We start from the raw sequence: 25,230 nt of genomic DNA, 5'->3' as shown, positions 1-25,230 counted from the left end.
GACGCGCTGGTCGGCGACCGCGAAGACGGGCGATCGCATAATCTTGCGGCGACGAAAAGCCTCGGCCGCGGAGGTCCAAGGGTGTCCGATCCGTTCTCGACCGTGATGCGCCGCCGGCGTACCGCACGGTTGGTCTGGGTTGCGCTCGGCGCCCTCGGCGTGCTCGTGGCCTTCATCGCCGCGGCCGCGTGGGCCGCCGAGGACGCGGCGTCGCCGCGGGCGACGGCGACCGCTGCGACGCAACGGCCGATCCCGGTGGACGGCACGTCCTGCGCGGCGAACGTCGATTCGCTGAGCGAGTTCACCCCGCTGGCCGAACTGAACCTGCCCGAACGCGCCAACTGGCTCGGTCGGACACCGCCTTACACATTCGACCGAAGCCGTATCGCGGCGGCCGGAGCGTTCGACCGGGTCGGGTACTGCCTCGAACTCGAGGGACCCGGTGGTTCGCAGTGGGTCTGGTCGGCCATGGAACCCTTCACCGAGGACGCGGGCCGGCTCGGTCTGCCGACCCGCGAGGGGCAGCTCGTCCGGCAACGCGTCGATGATCTGGAAGTGGCGTCCAACGTCGCCGGCCTGCAGACGGGTGCCGGGCTGTCCGGGTACCTGGAGATGTGGCCCAACTCGTACGGCCCCGACAGCTCCGGCCAGATTTCCGGGGCCTCCGCCGACACCTTCGACGCCGACGACGACGTCCTGCCGGCCCTGCGCTACGGCTCATTCCAGGTGCATCTGGTCGGCTCCGACCGCCCGTCGACGTACGCCCCGCAGACCGTCTTCGCCATCAACGGGTTCACCTCCGCGGGCGGCCCGCTCTCGGTAGGCATCGGCCCGGCGCCGGGCGGCAACACCGACTGGACGTTCGCCGGCAACGCCGGCTCCTGGACCCAGCGCCGGCTGACGGTCTACGCCCGCTCCTCCCTTGTCGACGTCGAGCGGCACCCGCAGGACCGGCAGTTGTACCCGAGGGACGCGGCGAACGGAGCCACGGTCACCGTTGCCGGCAAGGTGCGTGACTCCCGGGTCAAGGAGGTTCGTCTTCAGGTGACCAGCGGTCAGGACCGCTGGGAGGACCGGGCCCAGGTGACGACCGGGGGTAAGTTCTCGTTCGAACGTCGGATCACGGCCGCTCTCCGGGAGTACCGGTTCGAGCTGCGCGCCGTCGGTGAGGGCCTGGAGCGCCGGGTCGGCCTGTGGGAAGGCGTTGTCGCGGGGGACGTCTACGTCATCCAGGGCCAGTCCAACGCGGTATCGGCGCCGCACCAGGGCTCCTCGGCAGGCGAGGAGTCACTGTTCATCCGCAGTTACGGCTCCAGCACCCCGCAGCCGGGCATCTCCGCCGCGGATCGGAGTTGGCACTACGGGGTCAGCGAGGCGATCAGGCAGCCGGGGTCGGTCGGTCAGTGGGGGATACGGATGGCCCATCGGATCGTCGACACGTACCGCGTACCGGTGGCCGTCTTCAACGGCGGCGACAACGGCAGATCGATCTGGTTCTTCCAGCGCAACGACGCGGATCCCGGCGACCTCGAGACCAACTACGGACGGCTACGGCAACGGCTGATCGGCGCCGAGGTCATCGGACAGGTGCGCGGGGTCTTCTGGTACCAGGGTGAGTCGGATGACAACAACGTCTCCGCGCACCTGACCGGATTCGGCGCGCTGCTCGCCGACTGGCGCCGCGAGATCGGGCGCGAGGTCGCGGGTGGCAGTCGCTACTACGTGTTCCAGGTGCGCACCTCGCCGTGCGGCGACAGCAGCAAGACCGCACTGCGGGAGGCCCAGCGCCGCCTCGGCGACACCTCGGGCGTGACGGTGCTGTCGACCACCGGGCTCTCCGGGCACCAGGGCTGCCATTTCGCCTGGGAGCAGGGCTACCGGGAGCTGGGCGACCACACCTTCGCGGTGGTGGCGCGCGATCTGTACGCCGGCCCGAGCGACGGGGTGCTTCCCCCGAACCCGCAGTCGGCGGCATTCGCCGACACGGCGCGTACGGAGCTGGTCATCCAGCTGCGCGCCGACGATCCGTTGACGGTCGATCCGGGCGTCGGCGCCGATTTCCGGATCGACGGTTCCACCGTCACCGTCACCGACGTGCAGTACCGCGCCGGCGGGCAGTTGGTGCTGCACCTGTCCGGCTCGGCGGCCGGGGCGACCGGGGTCAGTTACCGGGGCCACTCCGGTGCCGGGCCGTGGATCGCCAACGCCACCGGTGCCGGCCTGCTGGCGTTCAACCGCCTGCCGATCGGTAAAGCTTCGAGGTAGAGCGGGCGCCGCCGGTCCGACCGGCGGCGCGCGCTCCCGTCAGCGTCGCAGTGCGGCCCACCGTCCGCTCGGCTGGTCGCCCGTCGGAGTTCCCGCCGTCGGCTCGACCGCGGACGCCGAGGACGACGTGACGGTCAGCATCAGTACGACGAGGATCCACGACAGCCCGTCGACGGAGAGCGGGTTCCACACGACCTCCGTGAACGAGTAGACGATGAGCAGCACGACCGGTGCCTTGGCGGTGAAGGCACGCCCGTCGAGGACCTTGCCGTGCAGCAGGCTGGTTGCCCAGAGACACCAGATCACGAGCGCCACCAGACCGCCCGAGAAGATGGCCAGCACGTAGCCCGAGTGGAAGAAGTGGGTCGGGGCTTCGCCGATGTCCCGCAGGAGGTACCACTTGGAGACGCCGACGCCGGTGGCCGTGCGTCCCTCGATGTACTCGCGGGCGGCGATCCAGATGTTGCCCCGGTTGCTGAGGGTCGTCTTGGATGCGCTCCACATCAGGTAGCTCGCGAAACCGGCCGCGGCGATCGCCAAGGCGGCGCTGAGCGCGAGGTGGATCCGGACGAACCGCCGCCACCGTTCGAGCAGGAAGCTGCCGAGCAGCCAGGCGCCCACCGCCGCGATGGCCAGATAGCTGGTCCGGGAGCCGGTAGCGACGACGATCAGAAGGCAGAACGAGGCGGCCGCCACCAGCTCCGCCCGGCGCAGCACGCAGAGGCTGGCGACCAGCGTGAACGACGCCAGCAGCGCGATGTAGTTCTCGGAGTCGTAGAAGCTCTTGAACAGGCCACCAGCCAGGGAGCACTTTTCCAGCTTGCCGGCGGTGCACGCCCGCCACGCCGCGTCACCGGAGAACAGGGCGGGGATCGTCATGACCGCGAGGACGGCGAGCCCGGTCCAGGTCATCGCCCGCATGTCCAGCGCGATGTCCCGCGACATCAGCAGCACGGCGAGCAGCAACAGCCCGGACGCCGCGTACGCCACCAGCCTCGAACCGTAGAGCCCGGTGCCGGAGAGGACGTCCACGGCGAAACACCAGGCGAGCAGCGCGCCCGCTGCGATCAGCGACATCCGGCGCCAGACGTCGGCGGGGCCGCGTACGCTACGGCGACCGGTCAGGACCAGCCAGCCGAGCAGACAGAGCACCAGTACGCCGATGAGCGCCGAGCTGCGGTCCCCGGCGAGGGCCGGGGCGGCGTTGGTGAGCACCGCGAACGCGACCAGCGCGATCGCGGTCCCGCTACCGCCGAACGCCGCGGCGACCCGCCGCCTGGTGAACGCCAACCAGGCGGCCACCGCGAGACCGCTCGCGGTGAGCAGGATGCTGAAGAGGATGCGCACCTCATGCCCTTTCTTTGTGCAGCGCCGGTGGCGACGACGGGACGGCCTCGGTCTGCGGGTCGCGGCGCAGCGCGGCGACGACGCAGCCCCACAGCAGCACCGCGAGCAGCGCGTCGCAGAGCAGGCTCGACACGATCGCCCCCTGCCAGCCGTAGCGTGGGATGAGCCAGATGTTGAGGGCCGCGTTGACGACGCCGACGATGATCTGGCAGACCGTCCGGAGGGCCTGCAGCCGGCTGCCGGAGAGGGTGTCCGCGGCGAGATAGTGGATCGTCTTCAGCACGACGAGCGCGCTCAGGCCCTGGAGGGCAGGGGTGGCGGCGTCGTACTCGGGCCCGAAGACCAGGGGCATGGCCCACGCGAAGGCGACGAGCAGGACGGCGGTCGGCACGCTGATCAGCAGGTACCGCGGCATCAGCGTGCGGGCGTATCGCAGCGCCGCCCGGGGGCCGTCCCGTCCCGTCTCGAAGAACCGCGGGTAGGCGACCGCAGCCATGGAGCGGATCGGCGTGTAGGCGAAGTCGATGACCCGGTAGGCGGCCGCGTAGATGGCCGCGTTCTCCGTGGTGCTGAGGCGCGACAACATCACCTTGTCGATGTCGTTGTACACGGTCTGCGCCGAGAGGCCGACGGCGAAGAGCATTCCGGACCGTGATTGCGCGAGCGAGCCACGGAGGTCCAGCGGGACCCGGCCCGCGTCGCGCAGGCCGTACCAGACCAGGAACAGACAGATGATCGCGGAGGTCACGGTGGAGGTCACCGCCCACTCACGGATGGTGATCGTCCCGGGCGTGAGCGCGAGTGCCGCGGCGCCGGCCAGCCGGCCGAGGTGCAGCAGCGCGGGCACGATCGACGCGAGGAAGATCCGGCCCCGAGCCTGGACCGACGCCGCCACCGCCTCGATGAGCCGCCAGGCGACCAGGTCCGCGACGGCGAGGCCGAACACGTCCAGGAGGCTCACCTCGGCGCCCCAGATCACGACTGCCGCCAGCCCGACCAGCGCCGTCGCCGCTGTGCCGAAGATCAGCGACAGGAGCAGGCCACGGACGAGATGCCGGGCCCACTCACCCGGCGCGTCGGCGTGGTTCTGGAAGATCAGGCTCGGTGCGCCCGCCGACGCGAACGGTGACACCACCGCGACCAGGGCGGTCACGCCGACGAACAGCCCGTACGTGTCGATCGACATCTCGCGGGCCAGGAGGACGAAGAGGACCCCCTGAGCGGCGGTGCGCAGCAGGGTTCCGGTGAAGAACTTCCCCGACTTCTGCAGGAAACCGTCGTGCCCGCCGGAGCGCAACCGGCGCAGGACGCGGCGCCTGCCGTTGACGTCGGCGATCGGAGCGGATGCCGTGTCGTCGGTGCCGGAAGCGAGGGTCATGTCAGCGCCTCCACCCACTGACGGCTCACCTCGGCCGGATCCAGCATCTCGGTGCGCGCCTGCCAGGCCTTCTCGAAGTCACACCGGGTGGGCCGTTGCGGGCCCGTCATCCGCAGCACCGTGTCAGCCAGGGCAGCGGCCGTGGTGTCCGCGGCCAGGGCGCCGGGCACGTGCGTGGGGATCAGCTCGTCCAGCGCCGGTACGGGCAGAGCCGCGACGGGAAGACCGGCCTCGGCCGCCTCCACGAGGCTGAACCCGAACGTCTCCGCGCGGGACGGGTGCACGAGCAGGTCGGATTCGGCCAGCAGGGCGCCGACCCCGGGGACCCGGCCGAGGAAGGTCGTACGCCCGGTCAGGCCCAGGTCGCGCGCCATCGCCTCCAGCATCTGCCGTTGCTGGCCGTCGCCGGCCAAGGTCAGGTGGTAGCGCGGCGGCAGCAGCGCGAGCGCGGACAGCGCGCAGGCGTGGTTCTTGTACGGGCGGAAGGCGGCGGTGGTCAGCAGCCGGATCCGCTCGGGGTCGAAGACGTCGCGCGGTGCGACGAACGAGCTGGGCGGCATCGGATTCGTGATGGTCACGACCGGCTGCCCCGGCACGAGAGCGCGGACGGTCTGCGCCACGCCGTCCGACACCGCTACCACCAGCCGTGGCCGTAGCGGCTGCAGCCGAGCGATCCGGGCCAGCGTGCGTACTCGTCGGTCGATGCGCATCCGCTCCGGCAGCAACGAGTGCTCCCAGGCGACGAAGCTTCGGCCGGACCCGGTCAACGCGGCGCCGACCGGAACGCTTCCCCAAAGCCCGCTGGCGACGATCGTGCTGTCAGCCGGAAGGGCCTGCAACCGCCGTCGCAGCGGCGGGACCGCCTCCATCAGCCGTGTGATCCGGGACCCGAGCCCGAGGGAGTCGATCGCCAGGTCGTCGAGACCGGCCGGAACCTCGCGCGACAGGACGGTCGCCGAGACCTCCACACCACGTGCCTGGAGGCCCCGCATGAGCAGCGCTGCGGCGCGCTCCATTCCGTAGAACGGTTCGAGCTGGGGCAGTACGAAGTGCAGACGCATCAGGGGGCCGAGTCCAGGAGAGGGGCAGCATCGGAGGTGACACGCGACTTTCGCATGGCGATGCGCTCCAGGGTGGCTCGGGGTACGAGCCCGAGTGCGGCCAGCACCGCGTTGCGGGCGGACGGGGACGTGTTCCGCCGGATGGCACGCACCATCTCCCGGATCCCCGCCCTGTCGCGCGCTTGGAGGGCGTAACGCAGTGTCTGGGCGGCGATGAAGTCGGAGAAGGTCTCCGGGGACCAGACTCCCTCCCACCGCCGCGCCCAATCCCACGACGTCCGCCAGTCCGCGCTGGCCGAGATGGAGCCGGGGCTGCCCACGGTGTAGATCGCGGTGGCCTCCTCCACCTGCAGGATCCGCACGGACGGGATGCGCGCGACCCGGACCAGCCAGTCCCAGTCCTGATGGCGGGGCAGAGTCTCGTCCCACGGGCAGCGGGTGGCGAGCTCGTGCGTGGTGAGCAGTGTCGACGTTGGCAGGGACTGCCGGCCCACCCCGAGGCGTCGCCGGCGGAACAGGTAGTCCTCCGGGTAGGCGCCCTCGGAGATGAGAGCGACGGGCGTGGCGGTCGGCAGCGGCGCCGCTCCGTCCTTGCGTTGCAGGACGCGAGAGGAGACGACCGGGAGCCAACCGGCTGCGGCCAGCCGCTCCAGCGCGGGCACCTGAACCTTCAGCTTCGTGGACAACCAGGCGTCGTCGTCGTCGAGGAACGCCACGTGGCTGCCCGGCGCCGCGCGGGCGACCCCCAGGTTCCGTGCGTACGAGCCCCGGCGACCGCCACCGGTGCAGACGATCTCGTCGATGTGCCCCCGGAGTTCCGCCACGGACGGCGGCACGTCGGCGAGGTCGCACACGACCACGATGTGTACGGACACGCCTTCCTGGGCACGGGCGGACAGGACGGCTTCCGCGAGGCTGCTTCGGCCGGTCGTCGGGATGACGACCGAAACATCCGGCATCTCAATCTCCATGCAGTTCTGGGGCCACGAGGTGGCTGATCGGGCGGTGGCGCGTGGGTGAAAGGTCAGCGACCGCCGCCGCGGAACACCTCGGACACCGTGCGCAGCAGCACCTTGGCGTCCAACCACAGCGACCAGTTCTCGATGTAGTAGTTGTCGAACCGGGCGCGGTCGGATATCGGGGTGTCGCCCCGCAGGCCGCTGACCTGAGCCAGGCCGGTCAGCCCGACCGGGACGCGGTGCCGCATCGCGTAGTGGGGGTACTCGGCGGAGAACTTCTCCACGAAGTAGGGCCGCTCAGGCCGGGGACCGACCACGCTCATGTCGCCCCGCAGGATGTTCCACAGCTGAGGCAGCTCGTCCAACGACGTGCGCCGCATGAACCGGCCGATCGGCCCGACCCGCCGGTCGTGCGCGATGGACCAGTTCGTCTGCGACTCGTGCTCGTCCAGCGGACGCATGGAGCGGAACTTGACGATCCGGAAGGGCTTGCCGTCGCGGCCGATGCGCTCCTGGTAGAAGAAGATGCCGCGGCCGCCCTCGAAGAAGATGGCGATGGCGCACAGCAGCAGCACCGGGCTGAGCATGAGAAGCGCCAGCGCCGACACGACGATGTCGGACGCACGCTTGAGGCCCCATCGGAAGCCCGAGAGGGTGATGCCGCCGACGCGGACGATCGGGATCGCGCCGATGTGGTCCCCCTGGGAGCGTGAGCCCCAGAGCCGGGGCACGGCCCAGAGGTCGCAGCTCGCGGTGCCCGGCCGGCGCAGGATCTGCGTGAGGAACGCCTCCGAACACTGCGGGTCCGCGATGATGAGCACGTCACACTCGACCGTCGTCACGAGCTGCTCCAGCTGGTCGAACGTGCCGATCAGCGGAAGCGAGCCCGGGCCGCGCCGGGCCGTGGTGTCGACGCATCCGGTGAACCGCAGGCCGTACCGGGGGTAGCGGCGCAGCAGTCGGGCCAGCTCCACCGCGGTCGGGCCGCTTCCGATGATGATCGTGTTGTGCTCCACCCAACGACGCTTGCGCGCGATGGTGGCCAGCTCCCGGGTGATCATCCGCCCGATGACGACCAGCCCCGCGGAGATCGCCACGCCCCGCACGAACCCGCCCACGTACTGGGCGGATTCGTGACGCAGGGCCGCGATGATGGCGACCACCGCCCCCGCGGCGAGCAGCCGACCAGAGATGCTCGGCAGCTCGTCCAGGATGCTGACGTGGCGTCGCGCCCGGTAGAGCCCACCGGCGGCGAAGATCGCCACGGTCAGGCCCGCCATGACCAGCGTCCCCCGCCAGTAGTGGTGGGTCAGCAGCAAGGGCGCCAGCAACGCGGCGACGTCGACCGGCGCGGTCAGCATCCAGGCGCGCAGCCGGCGCGTCCGCCTGGAGGCGCGGGAACCGGCGTAGGGCAGCACTGTGGTCACATCGAGACCTGGCTGCCCCACCCGGTCGCCGGTGCCGCCGCTGGCCGGTGCGGTCTCCCGTGCCCGCTGGCCCGTTCGGCGCGCGTATTCGTCCTGTTCAGGCCTTGTCAGTAGGGCTTGCCGTGGTGGATCCTCGTTCTGCACCTCGCCCGTTGCCTGGTCGGCCGAAGCCGCATGCCCTGACATGGTCGACCCTCCCCGTGAACGGCGCCCGAACCACGCGCCATGGCGTCCGGGCGACCGAAGGATACGACCGGCTACGTTGCACCACCAGAGCTATGCAGACAGTCGGATTTCCTACTTCCCAGCGGCGAGAATCTCTGCTACCGCGTCGCGTCGAACAGCGTCGTAGAAGGACTTGGCCTTCTTCTCGTCGGCGAACACGACGCTCTCGGTGCCGACCCGTCCGGTTCCCTTGGTCGGACTCGTGACGAAGGTCAGGTTGTTGCCGCGCACCCCGTGCATCTGGTTCGCCATGTCGAGCAGCGACATGTTCTTGTCGATGGAGACGGAGTTGGAGGTGGCCTGGAGGAACGAGTTCAGCTTGCCGGGGTTCGTCAGCAGACCACCGGAGGCCGCCTTGTCCAGAATTGCCTTGATGACCTGCTGCTGATGCCGGATCCGGGCGAAGTCGCCGTCGGCGAACTGCTTGCGCTGGCGCGAGTAGTCCAGCGCCGTCTCCCCGTCCATCTCCTGCATCCCCTTGCGGAAGTTGCGGAACGGGGGGTGGATCGAGGTGAAGTTCTTTTCCACGTCGACCTCGATGCCGCCCAGTGCGTCGATGATTTCCTTGAAGCCGGCGAAGTCGATGATCGCGACGTGGTCGACGCGGACGTTGGTGAACTTCTCCACCGTCTGGACCATCAGCGGCACGCCGCCCCAGGCGTACGCGGCGTTGATTTTCGCGTCCCGTCCGCCGTGGTTGCCGTCCTTCGACCGCGGCACCGACACCCAGGTGTCCCGGGGAATCGAGATGAGCTGGGCGCTCGACCGGTCCTTCGGCAGGTGGGCAAGGATGATGGTGTCGGTACGGGAGCCGGACGTCTTCTCCGGATCGCGGGAGTCACTGCCCAGGATCATCACGTTCATGGCACCTTCGACCACCGGCTCGGGGCGGGACTCCACCGGTACGTCCTCGAACGCGTCGACCCGGTCGATGCCGGACTCCACGGAGCGTAGGTAGAGGCCGCCGGCGACCACCGCGCCGCCACCGAGTAGGAGGACCACCACCAGACTGATCAGGACGACCCGCCGCCAGCGGCGGCGCCGGCGCGGCCGCTCCGAGCCGCCATTCGGTTCCGGAGTGGGAGTCACCCCCGAAGGGTCCGCGTCGAAATCTGTGGTCTGTTCATGTCGGCGCATGGCGCGATGCTACTGATTCAGGCGACGAGCCGTGCACCCTCGTCCGGCCGATCCGGTCCACCGGCCGGTCGGGTACCGCCCACTCGATCAGCCTGTTTCCACCCGTCACCGCACGGTGGGCACGCTCGCGCTCCGACGGGCGGTGAGAGGCGGGTGAAGCGGCTCAACCGGGAAGACCGTGCCCAGCCGGTGGCCGACCATCGGCGACGGCATCGGCGACGGCATCGGCGTGGCATGGTGAGCGGATGCGTCTGAGCACCATCCACACGTACCCGGTCAAGGGCTGCCACCGGCTCGACCACGACGGCGCGCAGGTGCTGGCGTGGGGGCTGGCCGGTGATCGGCGCTGGATGGTGGTGGACGCCGACGGTGTCGGCGTCACCCAGCGGGAGACCCGCCGGCTGGTCGGGCTGCACGCCAGGCCCCGCGACGGTGGCCTTCTGCTGCGGGCGGACGGGCGGCCCGACCTGGACGTACCCGAGCCGACCGGCGGCGGGCCCGTCCCGGTGCGTACGTTCCGCAGCCGCAAGCTGCCCGTGCCGGCGCTGCCCGCCGGCCCGGCCGCGGACGACTGGCTGGGCGCGCTGCTCGGCCGGCCTGTTCGGCTGGTCTTCCTGGCCCGGCCCGCCCGGCACCTCGCCGCCGACGAGCGGGAGCACGACACCGGCGACCAGGTGAGCTTCGCCGACGCCTACCCGCTGCTGCTGGCCAACGCCGCCTCGCTGACCGCGCTCAACGACTGGCTCGCCGAGGCCGGCGAGCCACCGGTGCCGATGAGCCGGTTCCGACCCAACCTGGTCGTCGAGGACGCGCCCGCCTGGGCCGAGGACGAATGGGTGGGCCGCCCGCTGCGTATCGGTGAGGTGACGTTCCGCGCCGCCGGGCCGTGCGACCGCTGCGTGGTGACGACCACCGACCAGGAGACGGGTGTACGCGACCACGAGCCACTGCGCACGCTCGGCCGTTACCGCAACGTGCGGCAGAAGCTCCTCTTCGGACTGAACCTCGTGCCGACCGGGACCGGCGCGCTGAACGTCGGCGACCCGCTGACGCCGGGCAGCTGACCGCGCGCCTCGTGACCCACGAGCCCCGACCCGGCCGAGCCGGCGCGCTTCAGGCCGGGGTGATGACAGCCGCGAGCACCCGCCAACCGTCGTCGGCGTCGTAGACCCACGTCCGCGTGTAGCGCAGCCGAGCCGCGAACGGCGAGCCGTTGGACGTGCCGGCCACCCGTCCGACGAAGAACGTCACCCCGGTGGTGCCCTCGACGAGCAGCTCCACCTGCTCCTCGACGAGCTCGTCGATCACCGACGTCCCGCTGTGGTACGCGACGAGATCGTCCTGCTTGCCGTACCTCCCGCCGTCGGGGCCGACGGCGATCAGTTGATCGCCGAGCAGTTCGTCGAGCGCGGCGACATCCCCGGCCCGCTGCGCGGCCTGAAGGCGGCGTTCCGCGCCCAACAGGGCTGCCTCGAGTTCGCTGTCCGGCACGGTGTAGCCCTCCTGACCTGCCATCTGCCGACGTCCGGCGGGTCTGATTGTGGCAGTTGGCGGGCGGCCGGCGGGGCGGATCTACCGTCCGGCGACCGGTGCGAGGTCGAGCCACATGAGGACCTCGTCCCGGTCGTCGCCGGCCGCCACCCGCAGCGCGCGGGGCAACCGGCCGATCTCCCGGTAGCCGAGCCGGCCGTAGAAGCGGTCGAGTCCGAGCCCGTCCCGCAGGGTCACGTGCAGCGCCTCGAAGCCAAGCGCCCGGCCGATCCGCTCGGCCTCCCGCATCAGCTCCGACCCGTACCCCCTGCCCTGGGTGTCGGGGTGGACCATCACCCGCTTCAGCACACACCAGTGCTCCTTGAGGGCGAACCGGTTTTCGGTGAAGATCAGCGCGGCGACGGGCCGGTCTTCCTCGTACCCGAGCAGCAGCCGGTCCGGACCGTCGGTGATCCCGGCGAACGTCGGTTCGGCGAGGGCGCGCACGTCGGCGGCGGTCACCGGCGGCACGAAACCGACCGCCCCACCGGCGTTGCTGACGTCCGCCCACAGCGTCACGATCTGTTCACGCAGCTCAGGGGTCAGCTCGGGGTCGAGGACGAAGCGCAGGCTCACACCGGCAATCCTCACCCGCGGATCGTGCCCGTCGACCATGATCGTGACGCGGACGACAGTGCCTGGTCATCATGCGGCGGCGCGCACCACCAGGCTGTTGAGTAGGGCCGGCGGGATTCGAACCCGCACTGTCACGGACCTAAACCGTGTGCCTCCTGCCAGTTGGGCTACGACCCCTTCATGCGGTACTCCACCATGGTCCATGGCCATTCTGGCCGATGAGGCAGACGCCTGCCTATTGGAAAGCCTGTTGGAGTGACGGCTTCAGGATCGTAGACCACGTCGGGTGAGACCAGGGCGGGGCGGCGTTGGCCTGCGTACGTGGCGGTCTGGCTGTGGCAGTTCGGGCAGAGCAGCCGGAGATTATGTGGCCGATTGTCGAGAAAGTCGCCGTTGATGTGGTCGACATGCAGGGTGAGCTTGGCACCCTGCCAGGTCGGCCCGATACCACACGCCTCGCAATCCTCCGGCAGGCCGATCGTCGCCAGTGCTCGCTTGAGCCGGGTGCCGGGAATCCGGCGAGACCCTTCAGGCAGCCTCACCAGAAGTTGCGTTGCTGACCTTCGCCGGCCGCGCTGCCCCTTGTTGTGGGCGTGCCCGGTGAAGTGCGACGTGTCGATGCCGAAGCGTTTCAGCTGCCGGCTGATGTGCGCGTGCGAGCCTCCGCTGACCCGTACGCCGAGCAGCCGCATCACCTCGGTGACGCTGCGCGCGGCGGCTGTGGCCGCGGCGAGCGCTTCCGGCGCGTATTTGTATCGGACCACTCACGCAAGGTAGTGGTCCGATACGACACTTCAGTCGAGGCCGAGGTCGCGGCGGAGCTTGGCGACGTGCCCGGTGGCCTTCACGTTGTAGAGCGCCCGCTCGATCTTGCCGTCGGGGTCGATGACGAACGTGGACCGGATCACGCCGGTCACGGTCTTGCCGTAGAGCTGCTTCTCGCCGTACGCGCCGTAGGCGGTCAGCACGCTCTTGTCGGTGTCGGACACGAGCGGGAAGGTGATGGCGTCCCGCTCGCGGAACTTCGCCAGCTTCTCCGGCTTGTCCGGTGAGATGCCGACCACTTCGTAGCCGGCGGCCTGCAGGGAGGCGAGCGAGTCGCGGAAGTCACAGGCCTGCTTGGTGCAGCCGGGGGTCATCGCCGCGGGGTAGGCGTAGAGGATCACTCGCCGACCGCGCAGGTCGGCCAGGTTGAGCGTGTCGCCGGTGTCGGTGGGCAGGGTGAACTCGGGCGCCGGGTCACCGGGGGCGAGGCGGGTAGCGGTCATTGCCCGACCCTACCGCCGGTGCTGAGCGTCGGGCCGGTGCCGGCACGCGCCCGTTCGTTGATCAACACCGGGGCTTAATGCCATCTCTTTGCAAGAGACAGGTACGGGAAATAGTCTGACCCGGCCGGCGAGGACGGGCCCGCCGGCGCGTGGGAGGTCGCGTGGAAAACCTGGCGATGCACATCTCGAACGGGATCATCAACGGTCCCGTCGCCGCGATCTTCGCGGCCCTCGCACTGGCGACCCTGACCGTCTGCGTGCTGCGCGGGCGGCGGGACCTCGACGACCGTCTCGCGCCGATGGCCGGGCTGGTCGCCGCGTTCATCTTCGCCGTGCAGATGCTCAACTTCCCGATCTTCACCGCCGGCGTGAGCGGCCACCTGCTCGGCGGCGCGCTCGCCGCGATGCTGGTCGGCCCCTGGGTCGGCGCGCTCTGCGTCTCGGTCGTGCTGGTGGTGCAGGCGCTGGTGTTCGGCGACGGCGGGGTGGCGATGCTCGGGTTGAACATCACGAACATGGCGCTCGTCGGCACCGCCGCGGCGTACCTGCTCATCGCCCTGCTGCTGCGGGTGCTGCCCCGTACGCCCGCCGGTCTGGCGGTCACCGCCTTCGTCTCGGCGATGCTCAGCGTGGTGGTCGCGTCGCAGGGCTTCGTCGTGCAGTACTGGCTGGGTGGCACCACCGATCTCGGCAGCAACCTGGCCGGTCTGGCCGGCACGATGGCCGGCGCCCACCTGCTGATCGGCATCGGTGAGGGCCTGATCACCGCGACCACGGTGGTCACCGTCGCCAAGGTACGTCCCGATCTCGTCTATGCGCTGCGCGGACTGCGCCCCGCCGCGGCGTCCACCGTTCCGGCCGTCGGAGGTGTCCGGTGAGAAAGCGTCCCTGGGCTTTCATCGTCGGCGGCCTGCTGGTCGCCCTGGTGCTGGCCGGCGTGGTCAGCAACTACGCCTCGTCGCACCCCGACGGGCTGGACTCCTCGCTGCTCAAGGGCTGCACCGTCGACGCCGACGACAACATCGTCGGCGGCAGCTGCCCGGCGCAGCAGGCCAAGGATCACGAGCTGGCCGACAGCCCGCTGGCCGACTACGGGGTACGCGGCATCGAGAACGGCTTCCTCTCCACCGGCCTTTCCGGGGTGCTCGGCGTACTGCTGACGTTCGCGATCGGCGGTGGCGCCTTCTGGCTGCTGCGCCGCCGCTCGTCCGGCGCGGCGGTCGACGGTGTGACGTCGGGCGCCGTCGCGGCGGCCGGCAGTGACGCGACTTCCGAGGGCAGCGCGTCGGCCCCGACCGGCCGGAGCTGATGGCGGTGGGGGCCGGTCACGGGCACGTGCTGTACCGGGAGAGCTCCTCGCCGGTGCACCGGCTTCCGCCCGAGGTCAAGATCGTGGCGATGGTGGTCTTCACCCTTGCGGTGGTGGCCACCCCGCGCGAGGCGTTCTGGGCCTTCGGCGGGTACGCCCTCCTGGTGGCGGCGGTCGCGGCCCTGGCCCGGGTGGGGCCCCGTTGGCTGCTCAGCCGGGCTCTGATCGAGCTGCCGTTCGTGCTCTTCGCGGTGGCGCTGCCGTTCCTCGGGGCGGGCGAGCGGATCACCGTCGCCGGGCTGCACCTGTCCGTGGACGGGCTCTACGGCAGCTGGAACATCCTGGCGAAGGGCACCCTCGGCGTCCTCGCGTCGCTGCTGCTCGCCGCGACCACCACCACTCGGGACCTGATCCTCGGCCTGGACCGGCTGCGCTGCCCGCATCTGCTCACCCAGATCGCCAGTTTCATGCTGCGCTACCTCGACGTGCTGGTCGGCGAGGCGCGGCGGATGCGGGTGGCCCGGATCTCCCGGGGCGACGATCCACGGTTCCTCTGGCAGCTGCGCGGCTTCGCCGCCGGCGTCGGCGCGCTCTTCCTGCGCGCGTTCGAGCGGGGCGAGCGGGTGTACCTGGCGATGTTGTCCCGCGGCTACTCGGGGCGGATGCCGGCGGTCTGGCAGGGTGCGGGCGGGGCCACCACCGGGCAGTGGCTCGTCGCGGCCACCGTGCCGGTGCTGGCGGCCTCGATCGCGGCCACCGCCCTGGTGCTGGGATGATCGGCACCGTGCAGCCGACGACACCCAGCCTGGACGCCCGTGGGGTCCGTTTCGCGTACCCGGACGGGCATGTGGCCCTGCACGGGGTCGACCTCACCGTGCCGCGCGGTGAGCGGGTGGCGCTGCTCGGCCCGAACGGTGCCGGCAAGACCACGTTGGTGCTGCACCTGAACGGCATCCTCACCCCGACCGAGGGCAGCGTGAGCGTCGGCGGGCTGACGGTGACGCCGGACCGGGCCACCCTCGCCGAGGTACGGCGTCGGGTGGGCATCGTCTTCCAGGATCCGGACGATCAGCTCTTCCTGCCCACCGTCGCGGAGGACGTGGCGTTCGGCCCGGCCAACCTGGGGCTGCGGGGGACGGAGCTGGCCGAGCGGGTCGACGAGGCGCTCGCCGCGGTCGGCATGTCCGAGCACCGGGACCGCGCGCCGCACCACCTCTCGTTCGGGCAGCGCCGCCGGGTGGCGGTGGCCACGGTGCTGGCCATGCGTCCGGAGATCCTGGTGCTCGACGAGCCGTCGTCGAACCTCGACCCGGCGGCCCGGCGTGAGCTGGCCGAGATCCTCCGTACCCTGCCGGTGACGATGCTCATGGTGACCCACGATCTGCCGTACGCCGCCGAGCTCTGCGACCGCTCGGTGATCCTCGACGGTGGCCGGATCGTGGCCGACGCCCCTACCGGCGACCTGCTCGCCGACGCCGACCTGCTGGCGCGGCACCGTCTCGAGCTGCCCTACGGTTTCGATCCCCGCGCGGCTGCCCGCTCCTGACCCGCGCCGCTCGCCGCCGGATCCGTCGCGGTTCCCGGCTCCGGGCCGGCGGTGTCGTCCCCCGCAACCGCGGCGGCGTTCTTCGCCTTCGCTGCGGCGCCGACCGCCGGGATGGGCCGGGGCGAGGAGTTGCGCGCGGCGTGCAGGCGCAGCGCGCCGGCGGCGGTGGCTCCCACGCCGGTGATCAGAATGGCCGCGAGGAGCACCCGTGCCCACGTCGCCGACCAGGGCGCCGGGGCAACCGCCCGGGCGAACACGGTGGCGTTCGCCACCCCGGCGAAGAGCGCCAGGCAGGCGCCGGCAAGCGCCACGGTGAAGTCGGCGGCGGGCCGGCGGGCCAGGGCGTACGCGCCGGCCGCGATCGCGCCGAGGCCGGTGAGCAGCGCCCAGAGTTGCCCGGTGAGCAGCCCGAGCAGTACTCCGCCCAGCCCCAGCGCGCCGCCGTCCAGCGCGCGTCCCACGGTGTACGCCACGGCGGCCGCCCCGCCGGCGGCCAGCAGCGCACCCACCCCGGCCAGCGCGCGCCCGCCGGGCACGGAGCCCGCCCGCAGCAGCCCGAGCGCGCCGACGGCGAGCAGGCCGACGATCGTCACGGCCCACCAGGTGTACGAGTCGGGTGGTGGCACCCAGTCGAGCGCGCCGCGGATCTCCATCGGCTGGGATCCGGCGCGCAGCGGCACCGACCAGTCCCGGACCCGGTGTTCCCGATCCGGGGCGGCCAGGGCGGCCGCCGGCGGCGCGGCCTCCTGGTACAGGGCCCGCTGGTCGTGCCAGCGCACGCTCGGCCCGTCGGCGACCCGACGCCAGGACGGCTCGGCGGCCGGGTCGGCCTCCGGCGGCAGCGTGGTGTCCCCGGAGATGGTGCGGTTGAGGTAGGTCGCGGGGGAGCGGGTGTTCTCGTACACGCCGTCCGGGCCGACCCGCAGGTACGGCTCGCCGGAGTAGCCGATCACCTCGACGGGACGGCCGGTGTGGTTGGTCAGTTCGAGCCGGGCACCCGCCTCGACCGCTCGCACCTCCAGCCCGTCGAGGGCCGGGGCGATCCCGGTCACGGTGGTCCGGTAGTCGGTGCCGTCGGGGGCGTCGGCGCCGTGCGCGGCGGCCGGTGCGGCGGTGGCGAGGGTCGCGGTGAGCGCGGCGGCCGCTACCAGCCCGGCCCGCGTCAGTAGGGTTCGGATCACTTGCCGGCCGCCTCCACGGCTGCCCGGATGCCGTCCGGGCTGCGGTCGGTCACCTGCCGACCGTCGATGATCACGGTGGGTGTGCCGGTGACGTTGTTGCGGCTCGCCGTGTCGGTGACGTGTTCGGTCCAGGCCTTGAAGGTGTGGTCGCGGACGCAGGAGCCGAAGTCGTCGCGGTTCAGGCCCACGCCCGCGCCGATGTCGATCAGCTCGTCGTCGGTGAGCCCGGCGCTGCCCTCCGGCGGCTGCCGTTGGTAGAGGGCCTTGGCGTACTCGGCGAACTTGCCCTCGTCGGCCGCGCAGCCGGAGGCGGCGGACGAGCGGGTGGAGTACTCGGTGGTGGAGAACCGGTTGAGGTATGCCACCGGGTGGTACACGGCTCGGATCTTGCCCTCGCTGATCAGCTGGTCGACGGTGGCGCCGCTGGTGTCCTGGAACTGCTTGCAGACCGGGCAGAGGAAGTCCTCGTAGATGTCGACGGTCACCGGGCCGGAGCCGACCACCACGCCGGTGCCGGCCTCGGCGGTGTTTTTCGGGGCGGTGAACTCGTCCGACTTCTGGCTGGACCAGACGCCCCAGCCGATCAGCCCGGCGATGAGCACGACGGCCACGGCGGTCACCGAGACCCAGATGGTGCGGCGGCGTCGACGTTCGCGGGCGAGTTGCTGCTGGACGACCTTGGCCGCGCCCTTCTGTCCTCTGCGACTACTCATCCTCGTCCTCCACGACGGGTTCTCCCGTCAGCCAGCCGTCCACCGAGACGGGCGTACGCGGCCAGATCAGTAGGAATCCCGCCATCACCAGGAATCCCAGGTCCCGCAGGATCTCCGGGAGGTAGCTCGGCGCCTGCCCCTCGGCCAGCTGGCCGCCGCTGCCGAAACAGCCGCAGTCGATGGCGAGCCCACGGGCCCAGGCCGACGCGATGCCGGTGATGAAGATCACCAGCAGGGTGGCGGAGATTCCCGCGGTGAGCCGGGTCGCCAGCCCCAGCAGCAGGAGTACGCCCAGAGCCAGCTCGACGAAGGGCAGCGCGGCGCCGACCACGGTCGCCACGTCGTACGGCAGCACCTGGTACGCGTTCACCGCTCGGCCGGAAGCGGCGAGGTCGTCGACCTTGGACGCGCCCGCGAGCAGCCACACGGCGGCCAGACCGAGGCGAGCGGCCGTGCCGAGCCAGGGCCGGACGGCGGGCCACCGCAGAGCCCGGGTGCTCGGTGCTGTCACGGTCATTAGTCGTACCGCCTCCACCGGAAGTTCCGCCCGGTCAACCGGCCGGGGCGTCGCCGACCGCCTCGACCAGATCGTCACGGGACCGGGCCACCCGGGGACGGACGGTGCCCAGCGGCACCCACACCACGACGGCGGCCTCGGCGTAGGCGGGGCCGAGCGGTCGGGTGAGCGCGATCGCGGCCCGCCGCGCGACGGGAAGCCGGCGAACCAGGTTCGTGGCGAAGCGCCGCATCTGCACCTGCGTACGCCGGACGAACGCGGCCTGCGCGGCCGGGTCGCTCGCGCGCGCCGCCAGCGCCCGCTCGGTGATCGGATCCCGGGCAGCGCCGACCGGCTCGGCAGGGCCGGCGGTGGCGTCGCGCGGGGCGGGGATCACGACAAACCAGGTTACGCGGCAGGTGACGGGCGGCGGGGATGCTTGGACTCATCCATGGTCTGCACCACGCCGGGAACTTTCTCCGGGTTCCCGCCGACTATCTCGTCATGACATGCGACGACGGACGGGCGGCGCTGTCGGCACGGCCGGACGGGGTGGATCCGCAGGCGGAGCCGGCGGTGCCGGACGCGTTGACTTCGGGGCGCGGGTGAGGCGGGGTGGCCGTCGACCGCCGCAGTCGGCAAGCATGGCCGGCATGATCTCTGCCCCTCGCCGCTGGTTCGGTCGGCTCGTCGCCGCGGCCGGACTCCTCGTCGCCGTCGTCGCCCTCCTGATCGCTCCGGCCACGCCCGCGAGCGCGCACGCGGTGCTCTCCAGCTCCAGTCCCGTAGCGTCGGCAGTGCTGCCGACCGGGCCGTCGGAGGTGGTGCTCACCTTCAGTGAGTCGGTCCAGAAGGTGCCGGACAAGATCCGTGTGATCGCCCCGGACGGTTCCCGTGCCGACCGTGGCGATCCGGATTTCCAGGGCGCGGTGGTGAAGATCCCGGTCGACCCGGCCGGCGAGCGCGGCACATACCTCGTCAGCTACCGGGTGATCTCGGCCGACAGCCACCCGGTCTCCGGCGCGTTCACCTACTCGGTCGGGGCTCCGTCGCCTCCCCCACAGGACACCGGTGACAACAGCCGGGCGAACCCGGTCGTCGAGACTGCGGTGAAGGTCGCCAAGTTCCTCGGCTACGCCGGCCTCGTGCTGCTGATCGGGCCGGCGCTGGTGCTGGCCGCGTTGTGGCCGCGGCGGCTCAGCCGGCGTGGTCCGGCCCGGCTCGCCTGGGCCGGGCTCGGCCTGGTCGCCCTCTCCACCCTCGCCGACCTGTGGTTGCAGGTGCCGTACACGGCCGGTGGTGGGCTCTTCGAGGTCAGCGGTGAGGGTTTCGGCACCGTGCTGGGCAGCACCTTCGGCGCGGTGCACCTGGTTCGGCTCGGTCTGCTGGCCGCAGCCGCCTTCCTGCTCCGGCCGCTGCTCGCGGGCCCCGCCGGGCGGGCGGACGGGATCATCCTGGCGGTGCTCGGGGTGGCCGGTCTGCTGACCTGGCCGCTGTCCGGGCACCCCGCCGCGTCGCCGGCCCCGGCGGTCTCCGTGGTCGTCGACACGGTGCACCTGGGCAGCATGGCGGTCTGGCTCGGCGGCCTGCTGATGCTCGCCGTGTTCCTGCTGCGTCGTGGCGATGAGCGGGAACTCGGCGCGATCATGCCGATCTGGTCCCGCTGGGCGGCGCTGGCCGTGTCCGCGCTGCTGCTCGCCGGCGTGGTGCAGGGTCTGATCGAGGTGGCCACGCCGAGCGCCCTGGTCAACACCACCTACGGCCAGCTGCTGCTGGTCAAGATCGGGCTGTTCGCGTTGGTCATGGGGGTGGCCGCGTACTCGCGGCAGATGGTGCGCCGGCGGATCGCCGAGCAACGGCCCGGGTCGGTTCGCCGGGCCGTCTGGGTGGAGCTCGCGATCACGGTGGTAGTGCTCGGTGTGACCACGGTGCTGGTGCAGAGCCCACCGGCCCGCACGGCCGCCGAGACGGCCGGGGTCGAGGCCGGCTACTTCAGCAGCACGCTCACCAGTTCCCTGCTCGACATCCAGGTCGAGGTGGATCCGGCCGCGCCGGGCAACAACAGCCTGCACCTGTACGCGTATGACAAGAACAGCCGGCCGCAGCCGGTGGTGGAGTGGAAGGCGACAGCCGCCCTGCCGTCGGCCGGGATCGAGCCGATCGACATCCCGCTGCTGCCGCTGAGCGACAGCCACGCCACCGGCGAGATCAACCTGCCCGCGTCCGGGGACTGGCAGCTGAAGTTGACCGCCCGTACGTCCGACATCGACCAGGCCACGGTGACCGCCACCGTGCCGATCCGTTAGAGAGGTTCCGAACCCATGACCCGTACCCGCCGTTCTCTGGCCGGCGCCGCGGCCCTGGCCGTCGGTGTCGTCGCCACCGCCGTGCTCGGCTTCGCCGCGCCCGCGTCGGCCCACGTCACGGTGAACCCGAAGGAGGCGACCCAGGGCGGTTACGGTCGGATCGCGTTCCGGGTGCCGAACGAGAGCGACACCGCCTCCACCGTGAAGCTGGAGGTGGTGCTGCCGGAGAACGCGCCGGTCGGGTCGGTCTCGACGATGCCGGTGCCGGGTTGGACGGTGGCGATGGAGAAGCGGAAGCTGAACCCGCCGCTCGAGGTGCACGGCAGCCAGATCACCGAGGCGGTGTCGAAGCTGACCTGGACGGCGAGCGGCGACGCCGGGATCAAGTCGGGTCAGTTCCAGGAGTTCGCGGTCTCCCTCGGGCCGCTGCCGCAGGTCGACCAGATGGTCTTCAAGACGCTGCAGACCTACTCGGACGGCAACGTCTCGCGGTGGATCGAGGAGCCCACGGCGGGCGCGGAGGAGCCGGAGGACCCGGCGCCGGTGCTCACCCTGGCCGCCGCGGCCGAGTCCCCCTCCGCGTCGTCGGCTCCGGTCGCGAACAACGCCACGGGCACCGGCGGTGACCCGGACGAGGCCGGGGGGAACGGTCTCGCCACCGGGCTCGGCATCGCCGGGCTGGTCGCCGGGCTCGCCGGCCTGGTGCTCGGTGGGCTCGCGTTCAGCCGCAGCCGCCGGGAGCCGGCCGCGAAGGCCTGACCCGTACCCCCGTCAGGCGGGCCCACCGGATCTCCGGTGGGCCCGCGTGCTTTCCCCGATCGCGTGCCGTGGATATCCCCTGATCGGCCGGTCGACGTCGGTAAGGTCGACCGAGTGTCTGGCTACGGAGGGGGACGGAACGGATGCGGTTCGTGCGCGCGATCGCCGGAATGCTGCTGCTGATCGTCGGTCTCCCGGCGCTGCTGGCCGGCGGAGTGCTCTGGCAGGTCGGCCGGCACGCCGATCCGAGCGGCGCGTTCACGGCCCGCTTCGAGGCCGTGCAGACCTCCGGACACGCGGTGGTCGTGCCGGACCTGGACCGGCTGCTGCGGCAGGAGGCGCCGTTCACCCGGTTCGGGCAGGCGCGGCTACGCCTCGAGGCCAGTACGCCGGACGGTCCCGCGTTGCTCGGCCTGGCCCCGGCCGACGAGGTGCGGCGCTGGCTGGAACCCGTACCGCACGCCACGGTGCGGCGGGTGGCGCTGGCCCGCGGCCCGCTGCCGGTCCGGCTCGAGCAGGCCGGCGCGTCGCCGGCCACCGGCGAGCCGGCCGGATCCGTACCCGTGGGCCGTCCCGGTTGGACGCGGGAGGGCGTCGGCGAGCTGGAGTGGACCCCGGAAGATCTGGCGGGCCGCCCGCTGAGCCTGGTGGTGATGCGCCCGGACGGCCGTGCGGGCCTGGCGCTGGACCTGCGCGTCGAGCTGAACCTCGGATGGGCGGCTCCCGTGATGTGGGGGCTCCTGGCCGGCGGCGTGCTGCTGGTGACGTTCGCCGTGCTCCTGCTCTTCCGCCCGGTGCGCCCCCGGGAGGTCGTCTTCGTGGTTGAGCCGGACCAGGTGCCGGTCCTCGCCGGTCGGCTCGGGGTCACCTCGCTCAGCGGCCTGGGCGTCCAGCCGACCGGCGGCGACGAGCGGATGAGCAGGGTCCAGCGGCAGCTCGTGGCGGTCGGGTCCGGTGCGGCCGAGCGGTCCGCGATCGGCGCGCTGCCGGCTCGCCGGCCGGCCAGCCTGGCGGATCTCGCCGAGACCGACCTTCCCTCCGGTACGGACGTTGGCGCCCGCTCGGCGGCCCGGACGTCGACGGCGACCGCGGAGCACCCGCCGGAGGTGACGCTCACCCTCGCCTGGCCGCCCGTCCAGCCGGAGCAGACGGTCCGACCGGCGCCGGTGGACGGTCGGAGCCGGCCGGGGGAGCCGGCGGACGACGGCGATCATCGTTCCTGAGCGATCACGCGGAGCTGGTTCGTCCGCCGGTAAGGACCCGCGAACGGCGAGTGGCCCTCCGCGCTGCCGACGTGGAGGGCCACCCTCACCGGGGGATCGGTGCCGCTACCCGAGTTGTCCTTGAGGTAGTTGAGGTCAGATTAGCGCCGATGGTGGCTACTCGGGGCCTCTGTCCATTTGATGCAATTTCTCAGGCTCGGCGGTCGGGCGGGACGTCTCCGGTCGCGGCACGGACGGCCGGGCCGGCAGGGTGACCAGCAGCAGCAGGCTGAGCAGCACATACGTGTTGCGGACCAGGAACTGCCACGGGTTGTCGGTGTGGACCGGCGCGACGCCCCAGTCGTAGAAGGTGACGACGCCGTAGATGATCACGGCGGCGGTGGCGACGGCCAGCACCGCCAGACTGCGGCGTCGGCCCAGGTCTTGGTCGCCGATCGGCCCGGCGGCAGACGAAGCGCCGACCGCCGACGGCACGGCCGCGTTCGACGGGCGGGTGCCCAGCGCCGCGTCGGCGAACACCACCACGGCCGGGATGAACCAGTAGAGGTGGTGGGTCCAGGTGATCGGGCTGACCAGGCCGCCGACGAGCCCGGTCAGGGTCAGGCCGGCGAGGTGGTCACCCACCCGTGCCGCCCGGGCCGCCCGCCACAGCCCGTACCCGGTCACCACCGCCACCAGCAGCAGCCAGATCAGCCGGTCCGGCTTGTCCGGCGCGGTGAACCGGCTGAGCAGGCCGAACAGCGACTGGTTGCCGGTGTAGTCGGTGCGCCCCACCCGGTCGGTGGCCCACAGTTCGTGCGTCCAGAACCGCCACGAGTCGTTCGGCGCGACGGCCGCCGCCAGCAGGGTCGCCGCCGCGGCGGTGGCGCTGGCCACCGCCGCCGCCCACCAACGCCGGCAGGCGAGCAGGTAGACGATGAAGATGCCGGGAAAGAGCTTGAGCGCCGTCGCCAGCCCCACGCCGACGCCGGCCCACCGCCGGCCCTGGGGTACGGCGAAGAGCAGGTCGGCGAGGATCAGTACGACCAGCAGCATGTTGATCTGGCCGAAGGTGATGGTCTCGCGGGTGCTCTCCACGGCCAGCACCAGCAGCACCGCCACCGTGAGGACGAACACCCGGGGCAGGCCGTGCCGCGCGATGACCGGGCGGACCAGCCAGCGGGTGGTCACCACCACGCCCAGCACAGTGAGGATCGTGAAGATCGCGATCGTGGCACCGAGCGGGATCAGCGCGAACGGTCGCAGCAGCAGCGCGCTGAACGGCGGATAGGTGAAATAGAGCTCGCCCTGGACCCGGTCCGGTTGGGCGTAGTCGTAGAGCGGATTCCCGGCCGCCCACCACCGCATCGCGCGCATGTAGATCTTCAGGTCGAAGAAGTCGTGCACCCGTCCGGGCAGGTAGAGCGCCGGCAGCACCGCGGCCAGGGCCACGACTGTGACGAGACGGCGAACCGTACGGCCACCGGGATCGTCATCGGTGACGGCAGGTGGTACGACGGATTCGGGTGGCACGGGGAAACCCTAGCGGGCTGGTCGCCGTGGAGCCCGCATCCGCGGCCCGTGGGCTGCGCGTAGTCTGTGCCGGTGGCTGATCTCCTCGTCTGGATCGACTGTGAGATGACCGGGCTGGACCTTCGCAGCGACAAGCTGATCGAGGTGGCGGCGCTGGTGACGGACCGCGATCTCAACGTCCTGGGTGACGGCGTCGACGTCGTGATCCACGCGGACGACGCGGCGCTGGACGCGATGCCGGAGATCGTCCGGACGATGCACGCCAAGTCCGGGCTGACCGAGGAGGTCCGCCGGTCGACGGTCACCATGGCCGAGGCGGAGGACATGGTCCTCGACTACGTCACGACGTACGTGAAGGAGCCGCGTACCGCCCCGCTCTGCGGCAATTCGATCGCCACCGACCGCGGCTTCATCGCCCGGGACATGACCCGGCTCGACAACCACCTGCACTACCGGATGATCGACGTCTCCTCGATCAAGGAACTCTGCCGCCGGTGGTACCCCCGGGTTTACTTCGGTCAGCCGGCCAAGGGGCTGGAGCACCGGGCGCTCGCGGACATCCGGGAGAGCATCCGGGAACTGGAGTACTACCGGCGGACCATCTTCGTGCCGCTTCCCGGTCCCGATGTGGAGAGCGCCAAGGCGGTCGCCGCGCAGCTCTGAGCCTTGCTCCGGGGCTCCGCCGGTGGTGGCCGGCCGTCCGGCGCAACCCGCTGGACGGGGGCGCCGGGTGGGGGGCTATTATTGTTCCGCGCCGCCCGGAGCATTCGACCGGGCACGGCGACATGGTGGCTGTAGCTCAGTTGGCAGAGCACCGGGTTGTGGTCCCGGTTGTCGTGGGTTCAATTCCCATCAGTCACCCCAGCAGCAAGTCAGGCCCCCTCCCCGGAGGGGGCCTGACTTGTCTCCGCCTCCCCCACCCCGACCCCTCCCACCCCGGTCGCAGGCCCCGGTGATCATGAAGTTATTGCGCCGGCGCGCTGGGCAACAACTTCATGATCAGCCGGGTGGG

24 protein-coding genes, 2 tRNA genes and 1 pseudogene are annotated in these 25,230 nt (G+C 71.4%); 11 read left to right on the top strand and 16 right to left on the bottom strand.

What is annotated here, in order from left to right; genetic code table 11:
* Window positions 1–81 precede the first annotated feature (81 nt).
* Complete coding sequence (locus ABZS42_RS17625) at window positions 82–2,265, top strand: sialate O-acetylesterase (protein WP_355146421.1); 2,184 nt, start codon at window positions 82–84, stop codon at window positions 2,263–2,265.
* Window positions 2,266–2,304: 39 nt separating this feature from the next.
* On the opposite strand, the gene ABZS42_RS17620 is transcribed toward ABZS42_RS17625, so the two are convergent.
* The 6 genes from ABZS42_RS17620 to ABZS42_RS17595 form a co-directional block, all read right to left on the bottom strand.
* A complete protein-coding gene (locus tag ABZS42_RS17620; RefSeq protein ID WP_355146419.1) occupies window positions 2,305–3,612 on the bottom strand; it encodes an O-antigen ligase family protein in 1,308 nt (435 codons plus the stop codon).
* Window position 3,613: 1 nt separating this feature from the next.
* Window positions 3,614–4,990 (bottom strand): oligosaccharide flippase family protein, encoded by a 1,377-nt coding sequence (locus ABZS42_RS17615; protein ID WP_355146417.1) that lies wholly within the window; start codon window positions 4,988–4,990, stop codon window positions 3,614–3,616.
* Window positions 4,987–6,051, bottom strand: coding sequence for a glycosyltransferase (locus ABZS42_RS17610; RefSeq protein ID WP_355146415.1), 1,065 nt, complete (start codon window positions 6,049–6,051; stop codon window positions 4,987–4,989). Before ABZS42_RS17610 ends, ABZS42_RS17615 begins: the two co-directional genes overlap by 4 nt.
* Window positions 6,051–7,010 (bottom strand): glycosyltransferase, encoded by a 960-nt coding sequence (locus ABZS42_RS17605; RefSeq protein WP_355146413.1) that lies wholly within the window; start codon window positions 7,008–7,010, stop codon window positions 6,051–6,053. Before ABZS42_RS17605 ends, ABZS42_RS17610 begins: the two co-directional genes overlap by 1 nt.
* Before the next feature lie 65 nt (window positions 7,011–7,075).
* Entirely contained in the window at window positions 7,076–8,437 is a 1,362-nt protein-coding gene (locus tag ABZS42_RS17600; protein WP_355146411.1) for a sugar transferase, read from the bottom strand.
* 297 nt (window positions 8,438–8,734) lie between these two features.
* Complete coding sequence (locus ABZS42_RS17595; protein WP_355146466.1) at window positions 8,735–9,679, bottom strand: LCP family protein; 945 nt, start codon at window positions 9,677–9,679, stop codon at window positions 8,735–8,737.
* Window positions 9,680–10,044: 365 nt separating this feature from the next.
* On the opposite strand from ABZS42_RS17595, the gene ABZS42_RS17590 reads away from it, so the two are divergent.
* The gene (locus ABZS42_RS17590) at window positions 10,045–10,863 is read left to right on the top strand and encodes an MOSC N-terminal beta barrel domain-containing protein (RefSeq protein WP_355146409.1); all 819 of its coding nucleotides are present in this window, start codon (window positions 10,045–10,047) and stop codon (window positions 10,861–10,863) included.
* A 49-nt stretch (window positions 10,864–10,912) separates the two neighbouring features.
* On the opposite strand, the gene ABZS42_RS17585 is transcribed toward ABZS42_RS17590, so the two are convergent.
* The 5 genes from ABZS42_RS17585 to bcp all read right to left on the bottom strand — a co-directional run bounded on the left by ABZS42_RS17585 (window position 10,913) and on the right by bcp (window position 13,173).
* On the bottom strand, window positions 10,913–11,314 hold the full coding sequence (locus ABZS42_RS17585; RefSeq protein WP_355146407.1) for a nuclear transport factor 2 family protein: 402 nt from the start codon (window positions 11,312–11,314) through the stop codon (window positions 10,913–10,915).
* Between the two features lie 57 nt (window positions 11,315–11,371).
* On the bottom strand, window positions 11,372–11,905 hold the full coding sequence (locus ABZS42_RS17580) for a GNAT family N-acetyltransferase (protein WP_355146464.1): 534 nt from the start codon (window positions 11,903–11,905) through the stop codon (window positions 11,372–11,374).
* Window positions 11,906–12,007: 102 nt separating this feature from the next.
* A tRNA-Leu gene (locus tag ABZS42_RS17575) sits at window positions 12,008–12,082 on the bottom strand.
* Entirely contained in the window at window positions 12,073–12,669 is a 597-nt protein-coding gene (locus ABZS42_RS17570; protein ID WP_355146405.1) for an HNH endonuclease signature motif containing protein, read from the bottom strand. The genes ABZS42_RS17575 and ABZS42_RS17570 overlap by 10 nt, the downstream gene beginning before the upstream one ends.
* A 30-nt stretch (window positions 12,670–12,699) precedes the next feature.
* A complete protein-coding gene (bcp, locus tag ABZS42_RS17565) occupies window positions 12,700–13,173 on the bottom strand; it encodes a thioredoxin-dependent thiol peroxidase (protein ID WP_355146403.1) in 474 nt (157 codons plus the stop codon).
* A 161-nt stretch (window positions 13,174–13,334) separates the two neighbouring features.
* Here bcp and ABZS42_RS17560 point away from each other — a divergent pair, with 161 nt between their 5' ends.
* From ABZS42_RS17560 to ABZS42_RS17545, 4 genes are read left to right on the top strand one after another with little or no spacing between them, the layout of a single operon-like run.
* A complete protein-coding gene (locus tag ABZS42_RS17560; protein WP_355146401.1) occupies window positions 13,335–14,051 on the top strand; it encodes an energy-coupling factor ABC transporter permease in 717 nt (238 codons plus the stop codon).
* The gene (locus ABZS42_RS17555; RefSeq protein ID WP_355146399.1) at window positions 14,048–14,482 is read left to right on the top strand and encodes a PDGLE domain-containing protein; all 435 of its coding nucleotides are present in this window, start codon (window positions 14,048–14,050) and stop codon (window positions 14,480–14,482) included. Before ABZS42_RS17560 ends, ABZS42_RS17555 begins: the two co-directional genes overlap by 4 nt.
* Window positions 14,483–14,487: 5 nt before the next feature.
* Complete coding sequence (cbiQ, locus tag ABZS42_RS17550; protein ID WP_355146397.1) at window positions 14,488–15,258, top strand: cobalt ECF transporter T component CbiQ; 771 nt, start codon at window positions 14,488–14,490, stop codon at window positions 15,256–15,258.
* A complete protein-coding gene (locus tag ABZS42_RS17545) occupies window positions 15,255–16,028 on the top strand; it encodes an ABC transporter ATP-binding protein (RefSeq protein WP_355146395.1) in 774 nt (257 codons plus the stop codon). Before cbiQ ends, ABZS42_RS17545 begins: the two co-directional genes overlap by 4 nt.
* Here ABZS42_RS17545 and ABZS42_RS17540 read toward each other — a convergent pair.
* From ABZS42_RS17540 to ABZS42_RS17525, 4 genes are read right to left on the bottom strand one after another with little or no spacing between them, the layout of a single operon-like run.
* Window positions 15,992–17,209 carry a hypothetical protein gene (locus ABZS42_RS17540; RefSeq protein ID WP_355146393.1) on the bottom strand — a complete coding sequence of 406 codons (1,218 nt, stop codon included), beginning with the start codon at window positions 17,207–17,209 and terminating at the stop codon, window positions 15,992–15,994. The two genes, ABZS42_RS17545 and ABZS42_RS17540, sit on opposite strands and share 37 nt — an antisense overlap.
* A complete protein-coding gene (locus ABZS42_RS17535) occupies window positions 17,206–17,922 on the bottom strand; it encodes a thioredoxin domain-containing protein (protein WP_355146391.1) in 717 nt (238 codons plus the stop codon). The genes ABZS42_RS17540 and ABZS42_RS17535 overlap by 4 nt, the downstream gene beginning before the upstream one ends.
* The gene (locus ABZS42_RS17530; protein ID WP_355146389.1) at window positions 17,915–18,439 is read right to left on the bottom strand and encodes a MauE/DoxX family redox-associated membrane protein; all 525 of its coding nucleotides are present in this window, start codon (window positions 18,437–18,439) and stop codon (window positions 17,915–17,917) included. The genes ABZS42_RS17535 and ABZS42_RS17530 overlap by 8 nt, the downstream gene beginning before the upstream one ends.
* Window positions 18,440–18,473: 34 nt before the next feature.
* Window positions 18,474–18,815 (bottom strand): hypothetical protein, encoded by a 342-nt coding sequence (locus ABZS42_RS17525; protein WP_355146388.1) that lies wholly within the window; start codon window positions 18,813–18,815, stop codon window positions 18,474–18,476.
* A 247-nt stretch (window positions 18,816–19,062) separates the two neighbouring features.
* Here ABZS42_RS17525 and ABZS42_RS17520 point away from each other — a divergent pair, with 247 nt between their 5' ends.
* From ABZS42_RS17520 to ABZS42_RS17510, 3 genes and pseudogenes are all read left to right on the top strand, one after another.
* Entirely contained in the window at window positions 19,063–20,724 is a 1,662-nt protein-coding gene (locus tag ABZS42_RS17520) for a copper resistance protein CopC (protein WP_355146386.1), read from the top strand.
* Window positions 20,725–20,739: 15 nt separating this feature from the next.
* Window positions 20,740–21,483: a YcnI family protein gene (locus ABZS42_RS17515; protein WP_355146384.1), complete on the top strand. Its 744-nt coding sequence runs from the start codon at window positions 20,740–20,742 to the stop codon at window positions 21,481–21,483.
* A gap of 671 nt (window positions 21,484–22,154) precedes the next feature.
* Window positions 22,155–22,373, top strand: a pseudogene (locus ABZS42_RS17510) (hypothetical protein); the annotation flags it as partial.
* Window positions 22,374–22,862: 489 nt separating this feature from the next.
* Here the strand turns inward: ABZS42_RS17510 and ABZS42_RS17505 are convergent.
* Window positions 22,863–24,218 carry a glycosyltransferase family 87 protein gene (locus ABZS42_RS17505; RefSeq protein WP_355146382.1) on the bottom strand — a complete coding sequence of 452 codons (1,356 nt, stop codon included), beginning with the start codon at window positions 24,216–24,218 and terminating at the stop codon, window positions 22,863–22,865.
* A 66-nt stretch (window positions 24,219–24,284) separates the two neighbouring features.
* Here ABZS42_RS17505 and orn point away from each other — a divergent pair, with 66 nt between their 5' ends.
* Both orn and ABZS42_RS17495 read left to right on the top strand, forming a co-directional pair.
* A complete protein-coding gene (gene orn, locus ABZS42_RS17500; RefSeq protein WP_355146380.1) occupies window positions 24,285–24,881 on the top strand; it encodes an oligoribonuclease in 597 nt (198 codons plus the stop codon).
* A gap of 125 nt (window positions 24,882–25,006) precedes the next feature.
* A tRNA-His gene (locus ABZS42_RS17495) sits at window positions 25,007–25,082 on the top strand.
* Window positions 25,083–25,230 lie beyond the last annotated feature (148 nt).

Origin of the sequence: Micromonospora sp. NPDC005367 (genome assembly GCF_040606825.1) — a bacterium.
Taxonomy (GTDB): Bacteria; Actinomycetota; Actinomycetes; order Mycobacteriales; family Micromonosporaceae; genus Micromonospora.
This window is presented reverse-complemented; position numbering and strand designations above follow the sequence as displayed.